Raw genomic sequence first — 20,296 nt, 5'->3', positions numbered from 1 at the left:
GGTTGGTAATAGGCTTCAAACTGAATAGATGGTTATCCCGCCGTGTCGCCCACATCATCCCCATCATCCACCAGCACCCGGGCCAGCTTCTCGATGTTGAGGCTGCGGGCCGAGGCGTCGAAAATTTCGCGGTAGGTGCCGCGCAGGTCGTATAGGTGCTCGTGGGTGCCGCTTTCCACCATGCGTCCCTGTTTCATCACGTAGATACAGTCGGCGTCCACAATCTGGGCGAGGCTGTGGGAGATGATGACCACCGTGCGGCCCTGCTTGATGGCGTCGAGTGAGTTCTTGATTTGCTCGGTGGCAATGGCGTCGAGTGAGGCTGTGGGCTCGTCGAGGAGGATAATGGGCGGGTTTTTGAGGAACAGCCGGGCAATGGCGATGCGCTGCTGCTGCCCCCCCGACAGCTGCTGGGCGTCGCTCTGATAGCCTTTCTGCAGTTCCATAATCTGCTCGTGCAGGTAGGCCTGGCGGGCGGCGTGCTCGATCTGGGCCAGCGTGGCATCCATGAGGCCGTAGCGGATGTTCTCCTCGATGGTGCCTTTAAAAATGTGGTTTTTCTGGAGCACCAGCCCGATTTGCCGGCGCAGGTCGTGGGTGTCGTAGTCGGCCAGCGGCTCGCCGTCGAGTAGCATCTGGCCGCGGTCGGGGGCGTAGAACTTGCAGAGTAGGTTGATGATGGTACTCTTGCCGGCCCCGCTCAGGCCCACCAGGGCGGTGGTTTTGCCGGCTTCAATCGTGAGGCAGACGTCGTGCAGGGCCTGGGTGCCGCTGGGGTACGTGAAATCGACGTTGCAGATGTCGAAGGTGCCGTGCAGGTGCGCCGGCCGCAACGGGCCGGTGGGCTCCACGGCGTCCTCGGCGTCCAGAATGTCGAAGAAGCCCTCGGAGTAAGTGAGGGCATCGTTCATCTCGTCGTAAATGCGGTGCAGCTGCCGGATGGGGGCCGATACATTGTTGAACAGCAGGATGTGGAACATGATGGCCCCAATGGACATCTGCCGGTCGAGCACTAGGTAGGCCGTCAGGATGATGATGAGCACCACGCCAATCTGCTCGGTGAAGGTTTTCAGGCCGTCGTAGCGGAAGCTGATGCGGCGCGTCTGGAGCTGGGCGGCCTGCAGCTCGTCTTGGAGCTGGGTCTGCTTGGTGGCCTCGTAGTCTTCGCGCACGAAGCTTTTGATGACAATGGCCGAATCAATCAGGTTGACCAGACCCTGGCTGCGGGCCTCGCGCAAACCGCGCAGCGCCCGGCGGGTGCCGTTGAGGCGGTCGGCCTGCCGAAAGCTCAGCCAGAAGTACACCGGCAGCACCGCCACCGCCACCAGCCCCACGTACAGGTTGGCTGCGAACATGACGACCAGCGCCACCAGCGAGTTGGCAAACAGCGGCAGGATGTCGATGAAGAAATTCTGCACCAGCTTCATCAGGCTCTCCACGCCCCGGTCGATGCGGGTCTGGAGTTTGCCGGTCTGGTTGCCGGTGTCGGCGTAAAATCCCAGCTGGTAGCTCACCACGCGCTGCACGGCCTCGTGCATCAGGCGGCCCGACACGCTGATGCGGATTTTCTCGCCAAAATACCGCTGCCCGAACTGGATGCAGGTGTAAATGATTTCCTTGCCCAGCAGCACCCCGCTCACCAGCAGCAGCAAATCCATGCCCTGGGCCAGCCCCTGGTTGCGGTCGAGCAAATCCTGCACCGTGTCTACGGTGTAGCGCAGCACGAACGGGTTCACCTGGGCCGCCAGCGAACCGACCAGCGTGAGCAGCAGTGTGCCCAGCACCAGCCCGCGATAGGGCCGCACGTAGGGGTACAGGCGCCGGATAATTTCCCAGAGGCTCATAGTGCGGTAGGAAGCGTGAACCCGATTAGACGGCGGCAATGGGGCGGGAGTTGCTGGGGGGTAAATTGATTAAGTAGCGTGTGCGGGCTTCATCCGGCATCCGGAAGCAGTGCCGCTGCAACTCCGGCATTTTTTCGGGGTTTTTGAGCTGCTTCCCGACTATCCCATCTCCACTTTTCCGTATGCTGAATACCTTCCGTTTCGTCATTCTGGCCGGCTCGCTGGCTGTTTCCGCACCCGCGCTGGCCCAGTCGGGCGGCACCAAGGCCGACCCGGCCGTACTCGCCAAAATCAAAGATGAAGGCCTGAACCGCTCCAAAGTGATGGAAACGGCTTTCTACCTGACCGACGTAAGCGGCCCGCGCCTGGCCGGCTCCGAGGGCCTGGCCCGCGCCAACGAGTGGAGCCGCAAGCAGCTCGCCGACTGGGGCATGACCAAGGCCAACATCGAGCCCTGGGGCGTGTTCGGCCGCGGCTGGAACATCGATAAGTCGTATCTGGCCATGACGGCCCCCTACTACCACGCCCTCATTGGGGCTCCCAAGGCCTGGACGCCGAGCACCAACGGCGCGCTCAAAAAGCAGGTGATGGTGGTGAAAGCCGCCTCCGAGGCCGACCTCGACAAGTACAAGGGCCAGCTGCGCGACAAAATTGTGCTGCTGGAAGTTGCCAACCCGCCCAAGCCCTCTTTCGAGCCCGATGCCCGCCGCCACACCGATGAGGCACTGCAGAAAATGGCCGAGTTCAAGCTGGAAGCCCCGACCGCCGCGCCCAAGCCCACCGACCCCAAGGCCGATGAGCAGCTGAAGAACCGTCGGGCCCAGCTTGCCCTGCGCGCCAAACTGCTGGAAATGGTGCAGGCCGAAGGGGCCGCTGCCATCCTGAGTTCCCGCGGGGGCTCCGACGGCACGTTCTTCACCTCCAACGGCGCCCCCTACGCCGCCGACGCCAAGCCCGTGCTGCCCGAAATAGAAATGGCGCCTGAGGACCTGCTGCGCCTCATCCGCCTTTCCGAAGCCGGCCTGCCGGTAGAAGTGGAGATGGAAACCCGCACCCGCTTCCAGGACAAAGACCTGCAGGGCTACAACGTGGTGGCCGAAATTGCCGGCACCGACCGCAAGCTCAAGAGCGAAGTGGTGATGCTGGGCGCCCACCTCGACTCGTGGCACGCCGCTACCGGCGCCACCGATAACGCCGCCGGCGTGGCCGTGATGATGGAGGCCATGCGCCTGCTGAAAGCGGCCGGTGTGCAGCCGCGCCGCACCATTCGTATTGCGCTGTGGGGCGAGGAGGAGCAGGGCCTATTCGGCTCGCGGGGCTACGTGAAAAACCACTTCGCCGACCCCGCCACCATGAAGCTGCTGCCCGACCACGAAAAGCTGGCTGCCTACTTCAACCTTGACAATGGGGCCGGTAAAATCCGCGGCATCTATGCCCAGGGCAACGAGGCCGCCGCGCCCATCTTCCGCGACTGGCTCGCGCCCTTCGCCGACCTCGGCGCTACTACTGTCACGCTGCGCAACACCGGCGGCACCGACCACTTGGCCTTCGACGCCGTGGGCCTGCCGGGCTTCCAGTTCATCCAGGACCCGCTCGACTACGGCACCCGCACCCACCACACCAACATGGACACCTACGAGCGCCTGCCCGCCGACGACCTCAAACAAGCCGCAGTGGTCGTCGCCTCGTTCGTGTACCAAGCCGCCATGCGCGACCAAAAGCTACCCCGCAAAGCCCTGCCGGTTGTTAAGACCGTTGGCCAGTTGTAGGCCGGTGACCCTGAAAAACTGTGATTCTTCCTCATGATTATGAATTAAGGCAATTAGGAGAGCGAGTCCTTTGCAGGGCTGGCTTCATTTATGAAACGTATGAATGACAAGCCATTTTGTACTTTCAACACCAGGTTTTAAAGACTTTTTAGTTTCGCTTTTTCACTTAGATGTCTGTGCAGTATCCCTGCTTACTGCACCCAATGGCTACCGAAATTATATTTGGTACCGCTGGTTATATTGCGGTTCCTAAGGTCGAGTTGGAGTTGCGGCGCTGGGCCGGCGAACCCACTGCGTATAAGTTTGGTAACAAGCCGCTAATTGATTTTGGCGGCCGGCCATTATTTGCCGAGCTGTGCGGATACGAGTTATTTCTGTTGTCGGGTTGGGATGCGCGTTGGGTGCAAACCTTCGGAGCTAATGCCAAGGGCCCTAAATTATTCACTGCTTGGGAGGACGTGCTACAAGGGCAGCAACAGGACCAGCCATTACCCAATGAGGGGCTCTATCTCTTTGCTAGCCGAAATTGCCGCGCGCAACGGCAGTAGCTACGCTGGCTGCTGGAATGTACTGGGTTGGTACAACGGCACGGTAATATTTGCCGAACTCAAACGTCGAAAAAAGGACCAACTTCGGTCCACACAAATAGCTTGGATGGAAGCCGGCTTGCAGGTAGGTCTGCAGCCTGAGAATTTTCTGCTTCTTGAATGGGGCTTTAGTGCCTGAGTATGACCGTTGCTACGAAACCCCGTCTCCACGCCCTGTGCCTGGCCTACGTGCAGGAACGTATGGATGCCATCCAGGCCGCCATAAATGCGGCGCAGGAATCGGCCAACTCCGAAACCAAGAGCAGCGCCGGCGACAAGTACGAAACCGGCCGCGCCATGGCCCAAAATGAGCGCGACCGGAACCTAGTGCAGCTGCAGCAGGCCCGCCTGCTACTAGCGGAGTTGCAGCGCATCAACCCCGACTTACCCTGCGACGCGGTGCGGCCCGGGGCGCTGGTGCACACCTCTATGGGCTGGTTCTACCTCGGCATCAGCGCCGGCAAACTACCGCTAGATGGCATGGATTATTTCGCCGTATCGGCCGCCGCGCCCGTTGCGGCGGTGCTGGCCGGCAAACGCCCCGGCGACTCGGTGATGTTCAACGGGAAATCAGTGAGGGTAATAGCTGTTAGCTAAACGTCATTCAGAGCGAAGCGAAGGATCTCGCGTGCTGATGTTGCAATAGTATATCAACGTCAGCACGCGAGATTCTTCGCTTCGCTCTGAATGACGTCTAGCCTATTACATTCCTTTCAGCAGGCCGGCTATGCCCCGGATGTTGAGGCGCACGAAGTTGCGGATGCGCTCGAAGCGGCCGCGGGCTTCGTCCAGCTCCTCGTCGGGCTCCAGCTGGCTGGGGCGCTGGGTATCGAGTAGGGCGAAGACGGTTTCGGCCAGGTCGAGGTAGCCCAGAATCATGAGCAGCAGCAGCTTCTTGTCGTCTTCGGCGTAGCCCTTAGTGCGGATGGCCTTTACCAGCGTGTCGAGCTGGGAGGTTTCGTCCACGAACAGGTCGCGCAATACGGCCCGCTGGTGCTGGTAGTCGAGGAGCTGCTGGGGCGTGGCGGCCGAGTTTAGGAACGGGAACGTATCGGTGAAGCGGGTGGCGGCGCGGTAGTCGGTTTCGGCGGCGTAGATGGAGGCCAGGTGTTTTTGTAGGCTGGCCCAGAGGCCGGCGCGGGCTTTATCGAAGGCGGCGGAATCGGGGGCGGCGGGGGCAGGAGTGCTCAAAGTATGGGAATGAGGGAGTAGACTTATATTACGGTGTTTAGATAACAAAAGGCCAACTCTAAATAAACCTCTTTTACTCTACTGGATTTTTTGTAGGTTACAGGCATCTTAAACAAACTACATTTTAGATAGACCACATACATGTTATTTGCTAATCGTCTCGCGATAATCTCTCTGCTGCTGGTAACTGGAGCTTGTAGCACACCGGAATCACCTATCGGTTCGCCGTCCATTGCTTCGGGAGCTTCAATGACAGATGACTTTTTAGATTCTACCTGGTTTAAAATGGCCCGGTTAGATACATTTTCAGTGGCCAGTAAGCATTCTAGACTGCGGGAACTGACGCCAGCGGAAGAACAATGCTATTTCCAGAAGACGGCCAAACCGCACCGTGAAGACACCCCCGCTTATTTCTATTCGTTGCAGCAAAACACCCCCAATCGCCAGGAAATAACGGTGCTTATGTACGATGGGGAATATATGTCGAATTTATGGCGGCTAGTGTATGATGCCCGCCACCAACTTATCAGCCGTCAGAAAGTAGCGGCTTTCGGCGCGGACGGGATGCAAGTAAGCACGGAAATTAGCTGGTTTGAAACTCCTAATCGTCTTCGGAAGGTGTTCCGGGATGAACAAGGCACCGACATTGGCGCCCTCACGCACTATAAGGTTGATTCGGTTGTAACCGACTATGCCTTGAAAAAAGAGCAGTTTCAAGAGTTGCGTAAACAAGCATATCAGCGCCGCTACCGCCGATCGGGAGTGCCAGGACAACTGTGAGCAACTGTGCAGGCTTGCGCTACCTTTGCCAGTAGCCGCAACCCACCCCCGTTCCATGTCCCTCGAATCCCCTAAGCGCGTCGCCCTGCTCGGCTCCACCGGTTCCATCGGTACCCAGGCCCTCGACGTGCTCCGTGCCCAGCCGGGCCGCTTCGTTGTGTCGGCCCTCTCGGCCCAGTCCAACGCCGATTTGCTGGTGGCCCAGGCCCGCGAGTTCCGGCCCGCCGTCGTAGTCATCGGCGACGAAAGCCGCTATGCCGCCGTGCGCGACGCCCTGGCCAATCAGCCCGAAACGGAGGTGCTGGCCGGTGCGGCGGCCCTGGTCGAGGTGGCAGGACGGCCCGATACCGACGTGGTGCTGACGGCCATGGTGGGCTACGCCGGGCTGCTGCCCACGGTGGCCGCCATCCGTGCCGGCCACGATATTGCCCTGGCCAACAAGGAAACGCTGGTGGTGGCCGGCCAGCTGATAACCGAGCTGGTGCGCGAGCACCAGGTGCGCCTGCTGCCCGTCGATTCGGAGCACTCGGCCATTTTTCAGTGCCTGGTAGGGGAGGAGCAGAACCCCATTGAGAAAATCATCCTCACGGCCTCGGGCGGGCCGTTCCGGGGCCGCAGCCGCGAGCAGCTGGCCCAGGTAACCCGCGCCCAGGCCCTCAAGCACCCCAACTGGGACATGGGCGCCAAAATCACCATCGACTCGGCCTCGCTCATGAACAAGGGCCTCGAAGTGATTGAGGCCAAGTGGCTGTTCGGCCTGCGCGACGAGCAGGTGGAAGTCATCGTGCATCCGCAGAGCATCGTCCACTCGCTGGTGCAGTTCGAAGATGGCTCGCTGAAAGCCCAGCTCGGTCTGCCCGACATGAAGCTGCCCATTCAATACGCGCTGGGCTACCCCGCGCGGCTGCCCAACGAATTTCCGCGCTTCAGCTTCCTCGACTACCCCCAGCTGACGTTTGAGCAGGCTGATATTGCCGCCTTCCGCAACCTGGGACTGGCTTTCGAGGCCATGCGCCGGGGCGGTAATGCACCCTGCATCCTCAACGCGGCCAACGAAATAGCCGTGGCCGCTTTCCTGCGCGACGAAATCGGCTTTCTGCAGATGTCGGACGTGGTAGAAACCAGCCTCGCGCGGGTTTCGTACCTTGCCGCTCCAACCCTCGACGACTACGTGGCCACCGACCAGGAAACGCGCCGCGTGGCCACCGAACTGCTCAGTACCGTGCGCGCCTGACAGGCTGGCCGGAATCCGGCAAACCCCGAGCCGCGGCGCGTTGTTTGTTTGCTCGTAAGTAGGAGAGCGAAAAGAGGACGTCATGCTGAGCGAAGCCGAAGCATCTCTACCGCTTCGTTGTAATTAATGGATTTAGCATTGCAGTAGAGATACTTCGACTTCGCTCAGCATGACATCGTCCTTTTAGACTCTCCACCCCAGCACCGAAATCACCTCATCACCCAACTAAATCACCCCCTTTGGAAGGATTAATCATGGCCGGCAACCTGTTGCTGGGCCTTTCGCTCCTGGTGGGCCTGCACGAGTTCGGACACTTCGCGGCCGCCAAATACTTTAAAATCCGGGTCGATAAGTTTTACATCTTCTTCGACTTCCTGTTTCCGTTGCCCGGGGTGATGAACTTCGCCCTGTTCAAAAAGAAAATCGGCGAGACGGAATACGGCCTGGGCTGGTTCCCGCTGGGCGGCTACGTGGCCATCCACGGCATGGTGGATGAAACCCAGGACGCCGCCAGCCTCGCCGCCGAGCCGGCCCCCGACGAGTTCCGTTCGAAGCCGGCCTGGCAGCGCCTGATTGTGATGCTGGGCGGTATTATCATGAACGTGATTACCGGCATCGTCATTTTCACGCTGCTCACCTTCAGCTACGGCCAGAGCTACCTACCGGCTTCGGAGGTACGCTACGGCATCGTGCCGAGCGAGTTGGGCAAGGAAATGGGCTTCCGCGAGGGCGACAAAATCGTGAAAATCAACGGCCGTCCCTTCGACGATTTCAGCGACGTGTACAGCCCCGACGTGATTCTGGGCTCCAGCGCCTACTACACCGTCGACCGCGCCGGTCAGCTGGTGGATGTGCCGGTGCCCATCGACTTCATGGACCGCCTCGCCGATGAGGGTGAGCAACGCTTCGTGCAGCCGCTCGACCCGTTCGTAGTCGACCAGGTAGTGCCTGGCAGCCCGGCCGCCAAGGCCGGCCTCCAGCCCCAGGACCGCATCCTGACGGTAGGTCAGCAGAGCATTCGCTTCTTCCCCGAGCTGCAGAAGGCTCTTAAGGACCAGGCTGGCAAGCCGGTAGCTGTGCGCGTAGAGCGCGCCGGTCAGCCCGTAGCCCTGAACGTAAAAGTTGACGACGACGGAAAAATCGGTTTTCTGCCCAAATCACTGCTCAAGTTTGAAACCCGCGAGTATGGTTTGATTGAGGCTATTCCGGTGGGCACTAAGCAGGCTTTCGGCGTCGTAACGACCCAGATGAAGGCGTTTGGCAAGATTTTCCGTGGGGAGGCCTCGTTCCGTAAGTCGGTGGGCGGGCCCATCGAAATTGCCCAGCAGTATGGCGGTACCTGGGACTGGCTGCGGTTCTGGACGCTAACGGGCCTGCTCTCGATGGTGCTGGCCTTCATGAACCTGCTGCCTATCCCGGCCCTCGACGGCGGCCACGTGGTATTCCTGCTCTACGAAATGGTGGCCGGCCGCAAGCCTTCCGACGCCTTCATGGAAAACGCCCAGAAAGTAGGCATGATGATTATCCTGGGCCTGATGGCCTTCACGCTCATCATCAACCCGCTCATCAAGGCCTTCGGAGACTAGATTTGAGTGAATGGACTGAAAAAGCCGTGCTGCCTGTTGAGGTGGCACGGCTTTTTCAAGAGGTTCTGTTAGCTTTTGCGCAGCGTTTCGCAACGAACAACCACCCCGAAACACTGCGTCATCCACCGCGAGACACTGCGTGAAATAACGTTCCCAACTCATGCCCAAACTCCTCCGAATCCTGCCGCTCCTGCTGCTCATCAGCCTCGCGGCCTGGGCGCACACCTACCACGCCAGCCTGATGGAGGTGCGCTTTAACCCCGAAAAGAAGCGACTCGAAATAGCCCTCAAAGTCTTCACCGACGACCTGGAAAACGCGCTTTCGCAGGGCCAGCCTGCTCCCTACACCATCGACCGGCTCTCCCGTGCCCAACTCGACCCGTTGCTGCTGAATCTGCTGCGGCGCGAGGTGCAGCTCAGTACCCAGCCCGGCCGGGTGCTGCCGCTCACGCTGGTAGGCCTGCAAAAGGAAACCGACTCGCACTGGCTGTTTTTCACGGCTCCGCTGCCGGCCAACGCCACGAGCGTTATGCTTCGCCAAGGCCTGCTGCTTGCTGTCTTTCCTGACCAGATGAACCTCGTCAACCTCACCGCTGGCAAGCAGAAAGAAAGCTTCCTGTTCCGAAGCGGCAACGAGGAGCAGGAGTTGAAGTGGTAGTCTGATGTTACGCCTCACCCCCTAGCCCCATCTCCGAAAAAGGAGAGGGGGAACCAGGCTTTAGCATTAGTTTAGAAGTGGCTGCTTTAGTTCTAGAAATTAGCCGTTAGTCCCTCCTCTCCTTTTTCGGAGAGGGGGTTAGGGGGTGAGGCGCAACGTCTACCTACCATCCATCATCTCCGCCAGTGGGCTTGGGTTCGGGTTTGGCGGTCGGGGCGGGGTCGGCTTTAAACTGCTCGTCGCCGGCGGGTTTGACGACGCGGAACTCCACCCGGCGGTTGGTGCGGGCATCTTCCTTGGTTTTTTCCTCTTTAAGGGGCTTTTCGCTGCCATAGCCCATGCTCTCCACGCGGTTGGGCGGCAGCTTGCCCTTCTGCTCGATATAGCGGCGGATAGCCTCGGCCCGGTCCTGCGACAGTTTCAGGTTGAAATCAATGTCGCCGCGGCTGTCGGTGTGGCCCGCAATGTTGAGCCGGAACGTGGGGTGGTCGACGAGAAAAGTGGTAATCCGGTCGAGAGTGGGGTACATGGCCTGCCGGATCGTGGCCTTGTCCTGGTCGAACTCGATGTTCTGGAATACCATCGGCAGCTGGTAGTCGATGGCGTTGGTCATCAGCTGAAACACCGTGTCGTTCGTCAGGGCGAAGCTTTTTTCGACACTGAAAAAGTCGGGGCTCTGAATCAGCATCACGTAGTGCGAGCCTTCCATGAGGTCGAAATCGAAGCTGCCGTCGTCGCGCAGGTACTTGCTGGCCACCTCAATGCCGTTGTCGGTGTCGATGATGCTGACGAGGCCGTTGAGGGGCTTGCGGCTGACCGAATCGATGAGCGAGCCCTCGACGTGCGTGGTGGCGGTGGGCTGGGCCTCCATCGGCAGCGGGAAGGAGTAGAGGTCCAGGTTCTTCATGTCGGCCTGCTCGGAGCGGGCGTAATAGAGGTCTTTCGAGTCGGCATCGATGGTGAAGTAGTACTCCGAACCCTTGCCGTTCACCAGCGGCCCGATGTTGATGGGCTCCTGCCAGCGGCCCCGCGTGCGGTAGGTTTTGTAGATGTCGAAGTCGCCGAAATTGAGCAGCTGCCCCCGGGAGCTGAAGTACAGTACGTGGTAAAGCGGATGATAAAACGGGCTCACCTCACTCTCGCGCGTGTTCACGACCGGGCCCATATTCTGGGCCGCCGTCCACTGCCCGCCCTTGCCTTTCACGGTAAACCAGATATCCGACAGCCCGAAGCCGCCGAGCCGGTCGGAGGCGAAGTAAAGCGTGTCTTCACCCGGCGAAAGGGTTGGCTGCGAGTCCCAGGATGGCGAGTTTACGTTCGGACCCAGGCTTTTGGGCATGCTCCATTTGCCGTCCTGAAAGGTCGCCTCGTACAGGTCGCAGTTGCCCTGGCAGGTGGGGCACTCGCAGCGGGCGAAGTACAGCGTTTTGCCATCCTTGCTGATGCAGGCCGAGCCTTCGTTGTAAGCCGAGTTGATGGGTTTGGGCAGTGCCTCGGCTTCGGTCCAGAGTCCGTTTTCGCGGCGCGACTGGTAAATATCTTCATCAGAAACTTCCTGCAGCCGGCCGCGGCTTTTGCGCTTCGAGGTGAAATATAGCAGGTTGGCATCGGTATTGAGCGTAGGGCCGTAATCCTCCTTTTTCGAGTTGATGGCCTCGCCCATGCTGGTGTACACGCCCTTGGGCGGCTGGAACGTGGCAATGCTCTTGCGGTACTCTACCAGCTCATAGTACTTTTTGAGGGGTACGTATAGCTCCGTCTCCTTCTGTTCGAGCGAGTCGTAGTACTGCTGCACCTTAGTCAGGCTCTGGCGGCGGTGCTTAAGGGCGAGGCGGAAATACGCACGGGCCCGCTGCTCGTCGCCGGCCTTGTCCCAGAGCTGGCCCAGCCGCCACAGTAGCTGCGTGTCGCGGTAGAAGTTCTCGGTGCCAAACTGGCCCACGTAGGTTTCGAGCAGGTTGCGGGCCGCCGGCCAGTTCTTGCGCTTTTCGGCCTGCTGAATAGCGCGCAGGGCCTTTTTGTCGCGGAAATACGCCAGCCGGTTTACGTTCGGAAACAGCGGCGTGGCGTCAGGCCGGGCCCGCAGCTGGCGGATAACTTTGGCCGACAGCGGCCGCTGGGCGTAGGTCGGCTTCTTCTGTTGAGCAGCTACCGGCAGCGGCCGGCCCAGGCCCAGCAGCAGCCCGCCGAAGAATAGTAAAATGGCGAATCGAAGCATGAGTAAGGCGGGCTCCGGCAATAGTCAGCGGACCGGGGTCAAAAATAGGAAAATTTAGATGTGAATGGTAAGGTCGGGGGGACTGAGTTGAGAATGAAATAACGTTCTCATATCCCCAATCCCGCATTCACCGAGTCACGTATTCAGCACCTCACCGCCTGCCGATGTGGCAAAAGGTGGCCGTGGCACGGCGCTTGCCCAACCCGTACCTTCAGCCCGGCGCCACCGGGCTGGCGCTTTAGTCCGGGAAAACGCCTGTCATTGTGGCACCCGGATTTCCTTTTTTGCCCGTCTTACTGCCTCGCATGAGTTATTCCATTCCGCCTAACGCTTCTCTATCCTCGTTACTGCTGATGACCGACGATTCTACCGAAATGGTCTCCATTGTGGCCGCCGACCCCGATCAGCCAATGGCTCCCGGCGAGCAGCCGGCGGTGCTGTCGTTGCTGCCGGTGCGCAACACGGTGCTGTTTCCGGGTGTGGTGCTGCCGGTTACCGTAACGCGCAAAAAGAGCATCCGGCTGGTGCGCAAGGCCTACAAGGGCAAAAAGCTGATTGGCGTAGTGGCCCAGAAAAACGGACAGTCCGACGACCCCATGCTGGCCGATATGTACGAAGTGGGCACGCTGGCCCGCATTCTGAAGATGCTGGTGCTGCCCGACGGCAACACGACCATCATCATCCAGGGTCAGTCGCGCTTCCGCATCGAGGAGGAAGTGCAGAGCACGCCATATATCACGGCCCGCGTCAGCTACGCGCCGGAAGCCTTTCCGGGTAAGAATTCCAAAGGCCTCAAGGCGCTGGTGTCGTCGCTCAAGGAGGCGGCTTCGCGGATGCTCAAGCTCAACCCCGAAATTCCGCAGGAAGCCCAAGTGGCGCTAGATAACATTGAGTCGCCGGCCTTCCTGACGCATTTTCTGTCCTCGAACCTGAATGTGGAGGTGAGCGTGAAGCAGCAGCTGCTCGAAACCAACGACGGCGTGGAGCGCGGCACCAAGCTGCTGGAATTGATGCTCAAGGAAATCCAGATGCTAGAGCTCAAGCGCGAAATCCACACCAAAGTCCACACCGACATCGACCAGCAGCAACGCGACTACTTCCTGCGCCAGCAGATAAAAGTGCTTCAGGACGAGCTGGGCTTCGACGGTCCCGAGCAGGACGCCGACAAGCTGCGCCAGCGGGCCAAGGGCAAAAAGTGGCCCGCGGCCGTGGCCAAGCACTTCGACAAGGAGCTCGACAAGCTCGGCCGGCTCAATCCCCAGGCCGCCGAGTACCCCATCAGCGTGAACTACGTGGAGTACCTGCTCGATTTGCCCTGGGGCGAGTACACCAAGGATAATTTTAACCTGAAACGGACCCAGCGCATCCTCGACCAGGACCACTACGGCATGGAGAAGGTGAAGGCTCGCATCATTGAGTACCTGGCAGTGCTGAAGCTGAAAAACGACTTGAAAGCACCGATTCTGTGCCTGTACGGCCCGCCCGGCGTGGGCAAAACCAGCCTCGGCCGCTCCATTGCCAAAGCCCTGGGCCGCAAGTACGCGCGCCTGAGCCTGGGCGGCGTGCGCGACGAGGCCGAAATTCGAGGTCACCGCAAAACCTACGTAGGAGCCATGCCCGGCCGCATTATCGCCCAGATTAAAAAGGCCGGGGCCGCCAACCCGGTTATCGTGCTTGACGAAATCGACAAGCTGGCCTCTGATTTTCGCGGCGACCCTAGCTCGGCGCTGCTTGAAGTGCTCGACCCCGAGCAGAACTCGACCTTCACCGACAACTACCTGGAGGTGGAGTACGACCTGAGCCGGGTGCTGTTCATTGCCACCGCCAACTCGCTCGATACCATCCAGCCCGCCCTGCGCGACCGGATGGAAATCATTGACCTGACGGGCTACACGCTGGAAGAGAAAAGCCAGATTGCCAAGAAGCACCTCTGGCCCAAGCTGCTCGAAGAGCACGGCCTCGGTCCCAAAGATGCCGCCGTGAGTACTGCCGCTATGCAGCGCGTGATTGATGACTACACCCGCGAAAGCGGCGTGCGGAGCCTGGAGCGCAAGCTCGGCGGGCTGGTGCGCAACGTGGCCAAGAGCAAGGCCATGGACGAAAGCTACCCCGCCACGCTGGGTCCCGCCGACGTGCTCCGCATCCTGGGCGCCCCCATCTTCGACCGCGACCAGTACCAGGACAACGAAACGGCCGGCGTGGTAACGGGCCTGGCCTGGACCAGTGTGGGCGGCGACATTCTGTTCATTGAAAGCCTGCTGAGCCGCGGCCGGGGCAAGCTCACGCTCTCGGGCCAGCTCGGCGACGTGATGAAGGAATCGGCCGTAACGGCACTGAGCTACCTGCGCAGCCGCGCCGACGAACTGGGCATCGATTACCGCCTCTTCGACCAGTACGACCTGCACATTCACTTCCCCGAAGGCGCCGTGCCCAAAGATGGCCCTAGTGCCGGCATTGCCATCTTCACCAGCATTGCCTCGGTATTCACCCAGCGTAAAATCCGCAGCCACTTGGCCATGACGGGCGAAATCACCCTGCGCGGCAAAGTGCTGCCGGTGGGCGGTATCAAGGAGAAAATCCTGGCCGCCCGCCGTGCCGGCATCAAGGATATCATCCTCTGCCCCAAAAACCGCAAAGACATCGACGAAATAGCCCCTCACTACCTCCAGGGCCTTACCATCCACTATGCCGACCGCGTAGACGACGTGCTGCGCGTGGCTTTGCTCGATGAGAAAGTGGCCCACCCCATGAAGCTGGTGGTTCGCGACGAGGCCCCGGCGCCGTTAGGGCCGAGCGTGGAGGTGCAGTAGGGAAAGTGCAATAGAAAAAGAACGTCATGCTCCATCTGGCGTCCGCGCAGTCGAAGCATCTCTACTGCAACGGTAAACCTGCCGTCTGACTACCGTTGCAGTAGAATGCTTCGCCTGCGGTTGCGCTTAGCATGACCATTCTTTAAGCAACAAGCCACCTATTCCACACAATAAATCCGCCCGCCGCAACGTCCTGTCCGGGAACTGCTTTATCTTACCGTTGATGAACCAACTCCTACGTTGCACTGCCGTTGTTTTTGCCATTTCGGGCCTTACGCTGGGCGCGGCGCGGGCCCAGATTGGGGGGCAACGGGCCTTCTCGTTCCTGAACCTGCCCACCAGCGCCAAGCTCGCCGGACTGGGCGGCGTCAACACGTCGTCGCGCGATGCTGATGGCACCATGCTTTATGCCAACCCGGCTTTGCTCAACGCCGATATGGATGGCCGGCTGGCGCTGGGTTTCGTCGATTACCTGGCCGACATCAAGCAGAGCACTGCCGTGTACGTGTTCAATACGGCCAAAGCCGGCCGGATAGGAGTGGGCCTCACGTACCTTAACTACGGCGACTTTGAGCAGTTCGACCCGGCGGGTAACTCGCTGGGTCGGTTTTCGGTGAACGAGTACGCCCTGAGTCTGTCCGATTCTTACACCTCGGGCGTATTCACGTTGGGCGGCACCCTGAAGCTGGCCGGCTCGGGCATTGCCGGCAACCACTCCTATGCCGCGCTGGCCGATGTGGGCGGCCTGTTCAAGCACCCCACCGCCGATTTTACCGTGGGCCTGGTGGTGCGAAACGCGGGAATTCAACTGAAGGCTTACGACGGAGCCGACCGGGAGCCGATGCCATTCGATGTGCAGTTGGGCGCTTCTATTAAGCCCGAGTACCTGCCGTTCCGGTTCTCGCTCACGGCCCATAATCTCCAGCAGCTCGATATTGTATACCTCGACCCCAGCCAGCGCGGCCAAATAGATGAGAACGGCGACGAAGTAAAGCCCGAAAAAACCCTGGGCGATAAAATTGCGCGACATTTCGCGGTGGGTGGCGAGTTGCTGCTGAGTAAAAACCTGAACGTGCGCGTGGGTTACAACCACCTCCAGCGTCGCGAGCTGCGCCTTGATAATACTGCGGGCGGGGCCGGCTTTTCGTTCGGTGTAATGCTGCGCATCAGCCAGTTTCAACTCGATTATACGCATGCCGGCTATCATGCCTCGGGCGGCGCCAATTACTTTACCGTTTCTCGTAACCTCGATTCGCTGTTCAAAAAACAACCGTAATTGGAATGTGAAAGGTGTGAAAAATATGAAAATGTGGCCGTTCCACTGCCTCCCTACATAAACTTATGGTCCCTGCGCGCCTTATCACATTTGACACATTCAGCACATTAACTTTTCATGCTTGAATCCGCGGAATTTCTGACCCCGGCCCAGATTGTGGCCGAACTCGATAAATACATCATCGGCCAGCACGAGGCCAAGCGCCACGTGGCCATTGCCCTGCGCAACCGCTGGCGCCGCCTGCGCGCCGCTCCCGAAATGCGCGACGAAATCGTGCCCAACAATATCCTCATGATTGGCTCGACCGGCGTGGGCAAAACCGAGATTGCCCGCCGCCTGGCCGGTATTTCCGGCTCGCCGTTCGTGAAGGTGGAGGCCTCCAAGTTCACGGAAGTCGGCTATGTGGGGCGCGATGTGGAGAGCATGGTGCGCGACTTGGTGGAGCAGTCGGTGAACATGGTGAAAACCCGCCGCAAGGAGGAAGTGAAAGCGCGGGCCGCGCAAATCGTGGAGGAAGTCATCCTCGACATCCTGATTCCGCCCGTAACCGGCGCGTCTGGCGCGGCTCCCAAGCCGGCCCTGGGCTTCCCCACCACCACTTCCGGTGAGGTACCCGACTCCGACCAGGAGCTCAACGAGCGTACCCGCGAACGGTTCCGCGAGAAAATCCGCAACGGGGAAATGGATGACCGCAAAATTGAGATTCAGGTGCAGCAGGGCGGCGGAGGCATCAGCGTAATGGGCGGCGCGCCCGGCGGCATGGACGAGGCCAGCATGGCCGGCATCCAAGACATGCTGGGCTCGATGATGCCCAAAAAAACCCGCAAGCGCAAGGTAACCGTGGCCGAGGCCCGCAAGCTGCTGCTCGATGAGGAAGCCGCCAAGCTCATCGACATGGACGAGGTGAAGGACGAGGCCGTGCGCCACGCCGAAAACTCCGGCATCATCTTCATCGACGAAATTGATAAAGTAGCCAGCAAGAGCAGCAAAGGAGGCGGCGGCCCCGATGTAAGCCGCGAAGGCGTGCAGCGCGACCTGCTGCCCATCGTGGAGGGCTCGGCCGTGAGCACCAAATACGGCATCGTCCACACCGACCACATCCTGTTCATTGCCGCCGGCGCCTTCCACGTCGCCAAGCCCTCCGACCTCATCCCCGAGCTGCAGGGCCGCTTCCCCATCCGCGTTGAGCTGCAGAGCCTGACCAAGAACGACTTCTACCAGATTCTCAAGGACCCCAAAAATGCCCTAACTAAGCAGTACGAGGCGCTTCTGAAGGCCGAAGACGTGGAGTTGACCTTCGAGGACGCTGCCTTGGAGCGCCTGGCCGAAATTGCTTTCGAAGTGAACAGTGAAGTGGAGAATATCGGCGCCCGGCGCCTGCATACCGTCATGAGTCGTTTGCTCAACGATATCCTCTTCGACGTGCCCGACAAAATAGGCGCCAACGCCCGCATCCTCATCGACCGCGCCCTGGTCGAAGAGCGCCTCAACGACATGGTCCGCAACCGCGACCTGAGCCAGTATATTCTGTAAATCGAAGAGAAAGAGTCAAAAGTCAAGGCCCGCTCTATTCGGAGCATAGCAAGCAGCACTACCACATTGGAACGATTCGTTGTTACGGTCGTACCAGTTGTAGATTCTCCTCGCTGTACTCCGAATAGAGTGGGCTTTTACTTTTTCTCCTTGACCTCAACAAACATGCATTACTACCTCATCACCGGGGCCAGCCGGGGCTTGGGCCGGGCAATGGCCGAAGCCGCCCTGACGCGGCCCGACACGACCGTTATCGGCATCTGCCGCCATGCCACCATCAAGCATGAGCGCTACCAGCACCAGCCCCTCGATCTGTCGGATTTGGCCGCCGTGCAGCACAACCTGCACAAGGTATTTGCCCATTTCCCCGATGCTACCAGGCTCACGCTCATCAACAACGCTGCCGTGCTGGGCGAAATCGGCTACCTGGGCGAGCAGCCCAACGAGCACTTCGAGTTCGTGTTCGACATAAATCTGCTGGCCCCGGCCATGCTGATGAATACTTTCCTGAGTGCCTATCAGGACCGCGAGCTGCCGCGTACCATCCTCAATATCAGCAGCGGTGCCGCCCAGCGCCCCATTGATGGTTGGGGAGCCTACTCGGCCTCCAAAGCCGCTCTCGATGCTCTCTCGCGCACGGCCCAACTCGAGCAGCAGCTGCGCGGTAGCGGCGTACGTATCCGCAGCCTCGCGCCCGGTATTCTCGATACGCCCATGCAGGAGCAAATCCGCTCGGCCGACGCCCACCATTTCAGCGAAGCCGCCAAATTCACCGACTTCTATCAGCAGGGCCAGCTGCGCCAGCCCGCCGAAGTGGCCGAGCAGATTATGGCGTGGCTGCAACAGCCGGATATGGGGTTGGAGGTAGTGCTGCGGGTAGACGACTTGTAGACCGTTTGGCGTAAAGGGACCATATAGAGCGCAGAAGTTGCAGGCAGCAGAGCAGGCGATTCTTCGAAGGCGGGGAAACTGTCGAAAGGATTTATGAACATGCCGGATATTGCGCGTCGTCACCATCATGCCTTAAAAGCGCCAATAGAACTCTTGGTTAAAAAGAGAAGGCCCTGACCAATTTGGTCAGGGCCTTCTCTTTTTACGTAGTCTGATGACTAAGTGGTACCGTGCTTTTGCTCTTAAGCACGGCTTGGAACCAGTTTAGTAACCTGGGTTTTGCTGTGACCGCAGGGTTGGGTTGTTGGCCACTTCAATAGAAGGAATAGGCCACAGGAACCGGAAGTCATCGTAGGCAATGGCAGCGAATCCGCCGTTAAGGGTCGGGGCCGGGTTACCCGGGGTAGGGCACTTGTAGTTGGCTAGTACCGTCTGAGTAGCCGTGAGCTTGCTCGGAATACCGTTCGTGCCAAAGTTGGGGTCCAGTGCCAAGCGGTGAATGTCATCCCAACGGAAACCTTCGGCTACAAACTCAATCCGACGTTCGTTGAGAATCGCGCGGGTGAGGGATATACCTGCCGGCACGTTGCCATTAGCTACCGAGAACTGATCGGCGGCATTCACAACTGCCCGGTTACGTACAGCATTCAGCAGCGCCAGAGCACGAACTGAGTTGCCCAGACGCGACTCAGCTTCTGCCTGATTGAGCAGCACTTCAGCATAGCGAATAATAGGAGCGAAGTCCGAGTTGTTCGGGGCATCCTTGTACTTGGAGCTGAAGTAGCGTGCTGTGGTGTTTTGCAGCAACTGGGTCCGGCGCAGGTCGGAGCAGGTCCAGAAGGATGCGTTAAACAGGTTCGGGCTGATGGCAATCAGGCCCCGTCCTTGTACACCGGGAAGCGCGTTGCTTGGTGGGTTGGGCGAGCCATAGATAGAAGGCAAAGCACCATTTACGCCTGGGTTGTCGTCGGAGCTGTTTTCAATCGAGAAAATATTCTCGGTCGTGACGGCAATTCCACCGGGGAAGGCTGCTCCGGGAGTAGTAGCAAGTGCGCGACCACCAATCGGGCTAGTGAAGGGAGCAGCAGCAGAGATAAGCTTGTTGCCTTCTGTTACTACCGCTGCCCAGTTGCCCATGTGCAGATGAATACGCTGCTTAAGCGCAATAGCGGCCGCTTTGGTAGCACGGGTTACAGTTGCCGAACCGCTACGTGTTGCCGGAAGGTTATCTTCCGAAAACTTCAGGTCCTCGAGCATTTTCGCGTATACCTCTGCTACTGTGTTACGGCCCTGGCTGCGTGCCTTATCAACGGTTTCAATGGTATTGATAGCGAAATCACGGTACGGCACACCGGGCTTGCTGCCCGCACCATCGGCGAACGGCCGGGCAAAATGCTGCAACAACTCGTGGTAAGCCAATGCCCGCAGAAAGCGTGCTTCGCCTTCGAAAGCTGCCGCGTCAGCAGGCGTGAGTGCGCCGCGCTGTCCTGCTCCCTGAACACCCTCAATAACCACGTTGGCCTGGTTGATGAGCGAGTAAAGAGTAGACCACATGTTAACAATGTTGGGGCTGCTCGCGGTAACGTTGTTCTGATACACAATGCCGAAGAAGCCGGCCAGATCTGTAACGTCTGCACCGCGAATGTCGCCCAACTCGTTGGCGGCCGCCCCGAAAGGATAGCCGCGAACGGCAATAGCCGTTCCGTTGAGTGGGTCGTAGAAGCCAGACTGCGCTGCGTCGTACATGCCGGCTACCGACAGGTTAGCCTTGGCTGCATCCTCAAAAGCGGAGCTTTCTGGCAGGGCATCCTGAGGCGAAACGTCCGTTACATCACAGGACGCAATTCCTATCGACAACAGCGCTAGCAGAGCCAGTCGACGAGCCGGACGAGGAGTAAATATGAAACGAGTATTCATGC

The 20,296-nt window shown here is 59.5% G+C and carries 15 protein-coding genes; 11 read left to right on the top strand and 4 right to left on the bottom strand.

Going from position 1 to position 20,296, the window contains the following annotated elements:
* Positions 1 to 32 precede the first annotated feature (32 nt).
* Positions 33 to 1,844 carry an ABC transporter ATP-binding protein gene (locus tag D0N36_RS09710; protein ID WP_116941197.1) on the bottom strand — a complete coding sequence of 604 codons (1,812 nt, stop codon included), beginning with the start codon at positions 1,842 to 1,844 and terminating at the stop codon, positions 33 to 35.
* Between the two features lie 182 nt (positions 1,845 to 2,026).
* Between D0N36_RS09710 and D0N36_RS09705 the strand changes: the two genes are divergently transcribed.
* From D0N36_RS09705 to D0N36_RS09695, 3 genes are all read left to right on the top strand, one after another.
* Positions 2,027 to 3,613 (top strand): M28 family metallopeptidase, encoded by a 1,587-nt coding sequence (locus D0N36_RS09705; protein WP_116941196.1) that lies wholly within the window; start codon positions 2,027 to 2,029, stop codon positions 3,611 to 3,613.
* A 203-nt stretch (positions 3,614 to 3,816) separates the two neighbouring features.
* On the top strand, positions 3,817 to 4,161 hold the full coding sequence (locus D0N36_RS09700) for a hypothetical protein (RefSeq protein WP_116941195.1): 345 nt from the start codon (positions 3,817 to 3,819) through the stop codon (positions 4,159 to 4,161).
* Between the two features lie 180 nt (positions 4,162 to 4,341).
* On the top strand, positions 4,342 to 4,797 hold the full coding sequence (locus D0N36_RS09695; RefSeq protein WP_116941194.1) for a 3-oxoacyl-ACP synthase: 456 nt from the start codon (positions 4,342 to 4,344) through the stop codon (positions 4,795 to 4,797).
* Positions 4,798 to 4,902: 105 nt separating this feature from the next.
* Here D0N36_RS09695 and D0N36_RS09690 read toward each other — a convergent pair whose 3' ends face one another.
* Entirely contained in the window at positions 4,903 to 5,391 is a 489-nt protein-coding gene (locus D0N36_RS09690; RefSeq protein WP_116941193.1) for a hypothetical protein, read from the bottom strand.
* A gap of 141 nt (positions 5,392 to 5,532) precedes the next feature.
* Between D0N36_RS09690 and D0N36_RS09685 the strand changes: the two genes are divergently transcribed.
* From D0N36_RS09685 to D0N36_RS09670, 4 genes are all read left to right on the top strand, one after another.
* Complete coding sequence (locus D0N36_RS09685; protein ID WP_147320820.1) at positions 5,533 to 6,171, top strand: hypothetical protein; 639 nt, start codon at positions 5,533 to 5,535, stop codon at positions 6,169 to 6,171.
* A 55-nt stretch (positions 6,172 to 6,226) separates the two neighbouring features.
* On the top strand, positions 6,227 to 7,405 hold the full coding sequence (locus D0N36_RS09680) for a 1-deoxy-D-xylulose-5-phosphate reductoisomerase (RefSeq protein WP_116941191.1): 1,179 nt from the start codon (positions 6,227 to 6,229) through the stop codon (positions 7,403 to 7,405).
* Between the two features lie 239 nt (positions 7,406 to 7,644).
* Complete coding sequence (rseP, locus tag D0N36_RS09675) at positions 7,645 to 8,991, top strand: RIP metalloprotease RseP (protein ID WP_116941190.1); 1,347 nt, start codon at positions 7,645 to 7,647, stop codon at positions 8,989 to 8,991.
* Between the two features lie 160 nt (positions 8,992 to 9,151).
* Complete coding sequence (locus D0N36_RS09670; RefSeq protein ID WP_116941189.1) at positions 9,152 to 9,649, top strand: DUF6702 family protein; 498 nt, start codon at positions 9,152 to 9,154, stop codon at positions 9,647 to 9,649.
* A 163-nt stretch (positions 9,650 to 9,812) separates the two neighbouring features.
* Here D0N36_RS09670 and D0N36_RS09665 read toward each other — a convergent pair whose 3' ends face one another.
* On the bottom strand, positions 9,813 to 11,867 hold the full coding sequence (locus D0N36_RS09665) for an OmpA family protein (protein ID WP_242478866.1): 2,055 nt from the start codon (positions 11,865 to 11,867) through the stop codon (positions 9,813 to 9,815).
* Positions 11,868 to 12,220: 353 nt separating this feature from the next.
* Between D0N36_RS09665 and lon the strand changes: the two genes are divergently transcribed.
* The 4 genes from lon (at position 12,221) to D0N36_RS09645 (ending at position 18,377) form a co-directional block, all read left to right on the top strand.
* Complete coding sequence (lon, locus tag D0N36_RS09660; protein WP_116941188.1) at positions 12,221 to 14,677, top strand: endopeptidase La; 2,457 nt, start codon at positions 12,221 to 12,223, stop codon at positions 14,675 to 14,677.
* 223 nt (positions 14,678 to 14,900) lie between these two features.
* Entirely contained in the window at positions 14,901 to 15,953 is a 1,053-nt protein-coding gene (porQ, locus tag D0N36_RS09655) for a type IX secretion system protein PorQ (protein WP_116941187.1), read from the top strand.
* Positions 15,954 to 16,070: 117 nt separating this feature from the next.
* Positions 16,071 to 17,486, top strand: coding sequence for an ATP-dependent protease ATPase subunit HslU (gene hslU / locus D0N36_RS09650; protein WP_116941186.1), 1,416 nt, complete (start codon positions 16,071 to 16,073; stop codon positions 17,484 to 17,486).
* A 165-nt stretch (positions 17,487 to 17,651) separates the two neighbouring features.
* Positions 17,652 to 18,377 carry an SDR family NAD(P)-dependent oxidoreductase gene (locus D0N36_RS09645; RefSeq protein WP_116941185.1) on the top strand — a complete coding sequence of 242 codons (726 nt, stop codon included), beginning with the start codon at positions 17,652 to 17,654 and terminating at the stop codon, positions 18,375 to 18,377.
* Positions 18,378 to 18,641: 264 nt separating this feature from the next.
* Here D0N36_RS09645 and D0N36_RS09640 read toward each other — a convergent pair whose 3' ends face one another.
* The gene (locus D0N36_RS09640) at positions 18,642 to 20,294 is read right to left on the bottom strand and encodes a RagB/SusD family nutrient uptake outer membrane protein (RefSeq protein ID WP_116941184.1); all 1,653 of its coding nucleotides are present in this window, start codon (positions 20,292 to 20,294) and stop codon (positions 18,642 to 18,644) included.
* Between the last annotated feature and the right edge of the window lie 2 nt (positions 20,295 to 20,296).

The sequence above is a fragment of the Hymenobacter lapidiphilus genome (assembly GCF_003417065.2).
Taxonomy (GTDB): domain Bacteria; phylum Bacteroidota; class Bacteroidia; order Cytophagales; family Hymenobacteraceae; genus Hymenobacter.
The sequence above is the reverse complement of the archived record's forward strand: the minus strand, read 5'-3'. Positions and strand labels throughout refer to the sequence as shown.

Coding starts and splice junctions, on each gene's coding strand:
- D0N36_RS09710 (WP_116941197.1), bottom strand. CDS start 1,844: ATGAGCCTCTGGGAAATTATCCGGCGCCTGTACCCCTACGTGCGGCCC.
- D0N36_RS09705 (WP_116941196.1), top strand. CDS start 2,027: ATGCTGAATACCTTCCGTTTCGTCATTCTGGCCGGCTCGCTGGCTGTT.
- D0N36_RS09700 (WP_116941195.1), top strand. CDS start 3,817: ATGGCTACCGAAATTATATTTGGTACCGCTGGTTATATTGCGGTTCCT.
- D0N36_RS09695 (WP_116941194.1), top strand. CDS start 4,342: ATGACCGTTGCTACGAAACCCCGTCTCCACGCCCTGTGCCTGGCCTAC.
- D0N36_RS09685 (WP_147320820.1), top strand. CDS start 5,533: ATGTTATTTGCTAATCGTCTCGCGATAATCTCTCTGCTGCTGGTAACT.
- D0N36_RS09680 (WP_116941191.1), top strand. CDS start 6,227: ATGTCCCTCGAATCCCCTAAGCGCGTCGCCCTGCTCGGCTCCACCGGT.
- D0N36_RS09670 (WP_116941189.1), top strand. CDS start 9,152: ATGCCCAAACTCCTCCGAATCCTGCCGCTCCTGCTGCTCATCAGCCTC.
- D0N36_RS09665 (WP_242478866.1), bottom strand. CDS start 11,867: ATGCTTCGATTCGCCATTTTACTATTCTTCGGCGGGCTGCTGCTGGGC.
- lon (WP_116941188.1), top strand. CDS start 12,221: ATGACCGACGATTCTACCGAAATGGTCTCCATTGTGGCCGCCGACCCC.
- porQ (WP_116941187.1), top strand. CDS start 14,901: ATGAACCAACTCCTACGTTGCACTGCCGTTGTTTTTGCCATTTCGGGC.
- hslU (WP_116941186.1), top strand. CDS start 16,071: ATGCTTGAATCCGCGGAATTTCTGACCCCGGCCCAGATTGTGGCCGAA.
- D0N36_RS09645 (WP_116941185.1), top strand. CDS start 17,652: ATGCATTACTACCTCATCACCGGGGCCAGCCGGGGCTTGGGCCGGGCA.
- D0N36_RS09640 (WP_116941184.1), bottom strand. CDS start 20,294: ATGAATACTCGTTTCATATTTACTCCTCGTCCGGCTCGTCGACTGGCT.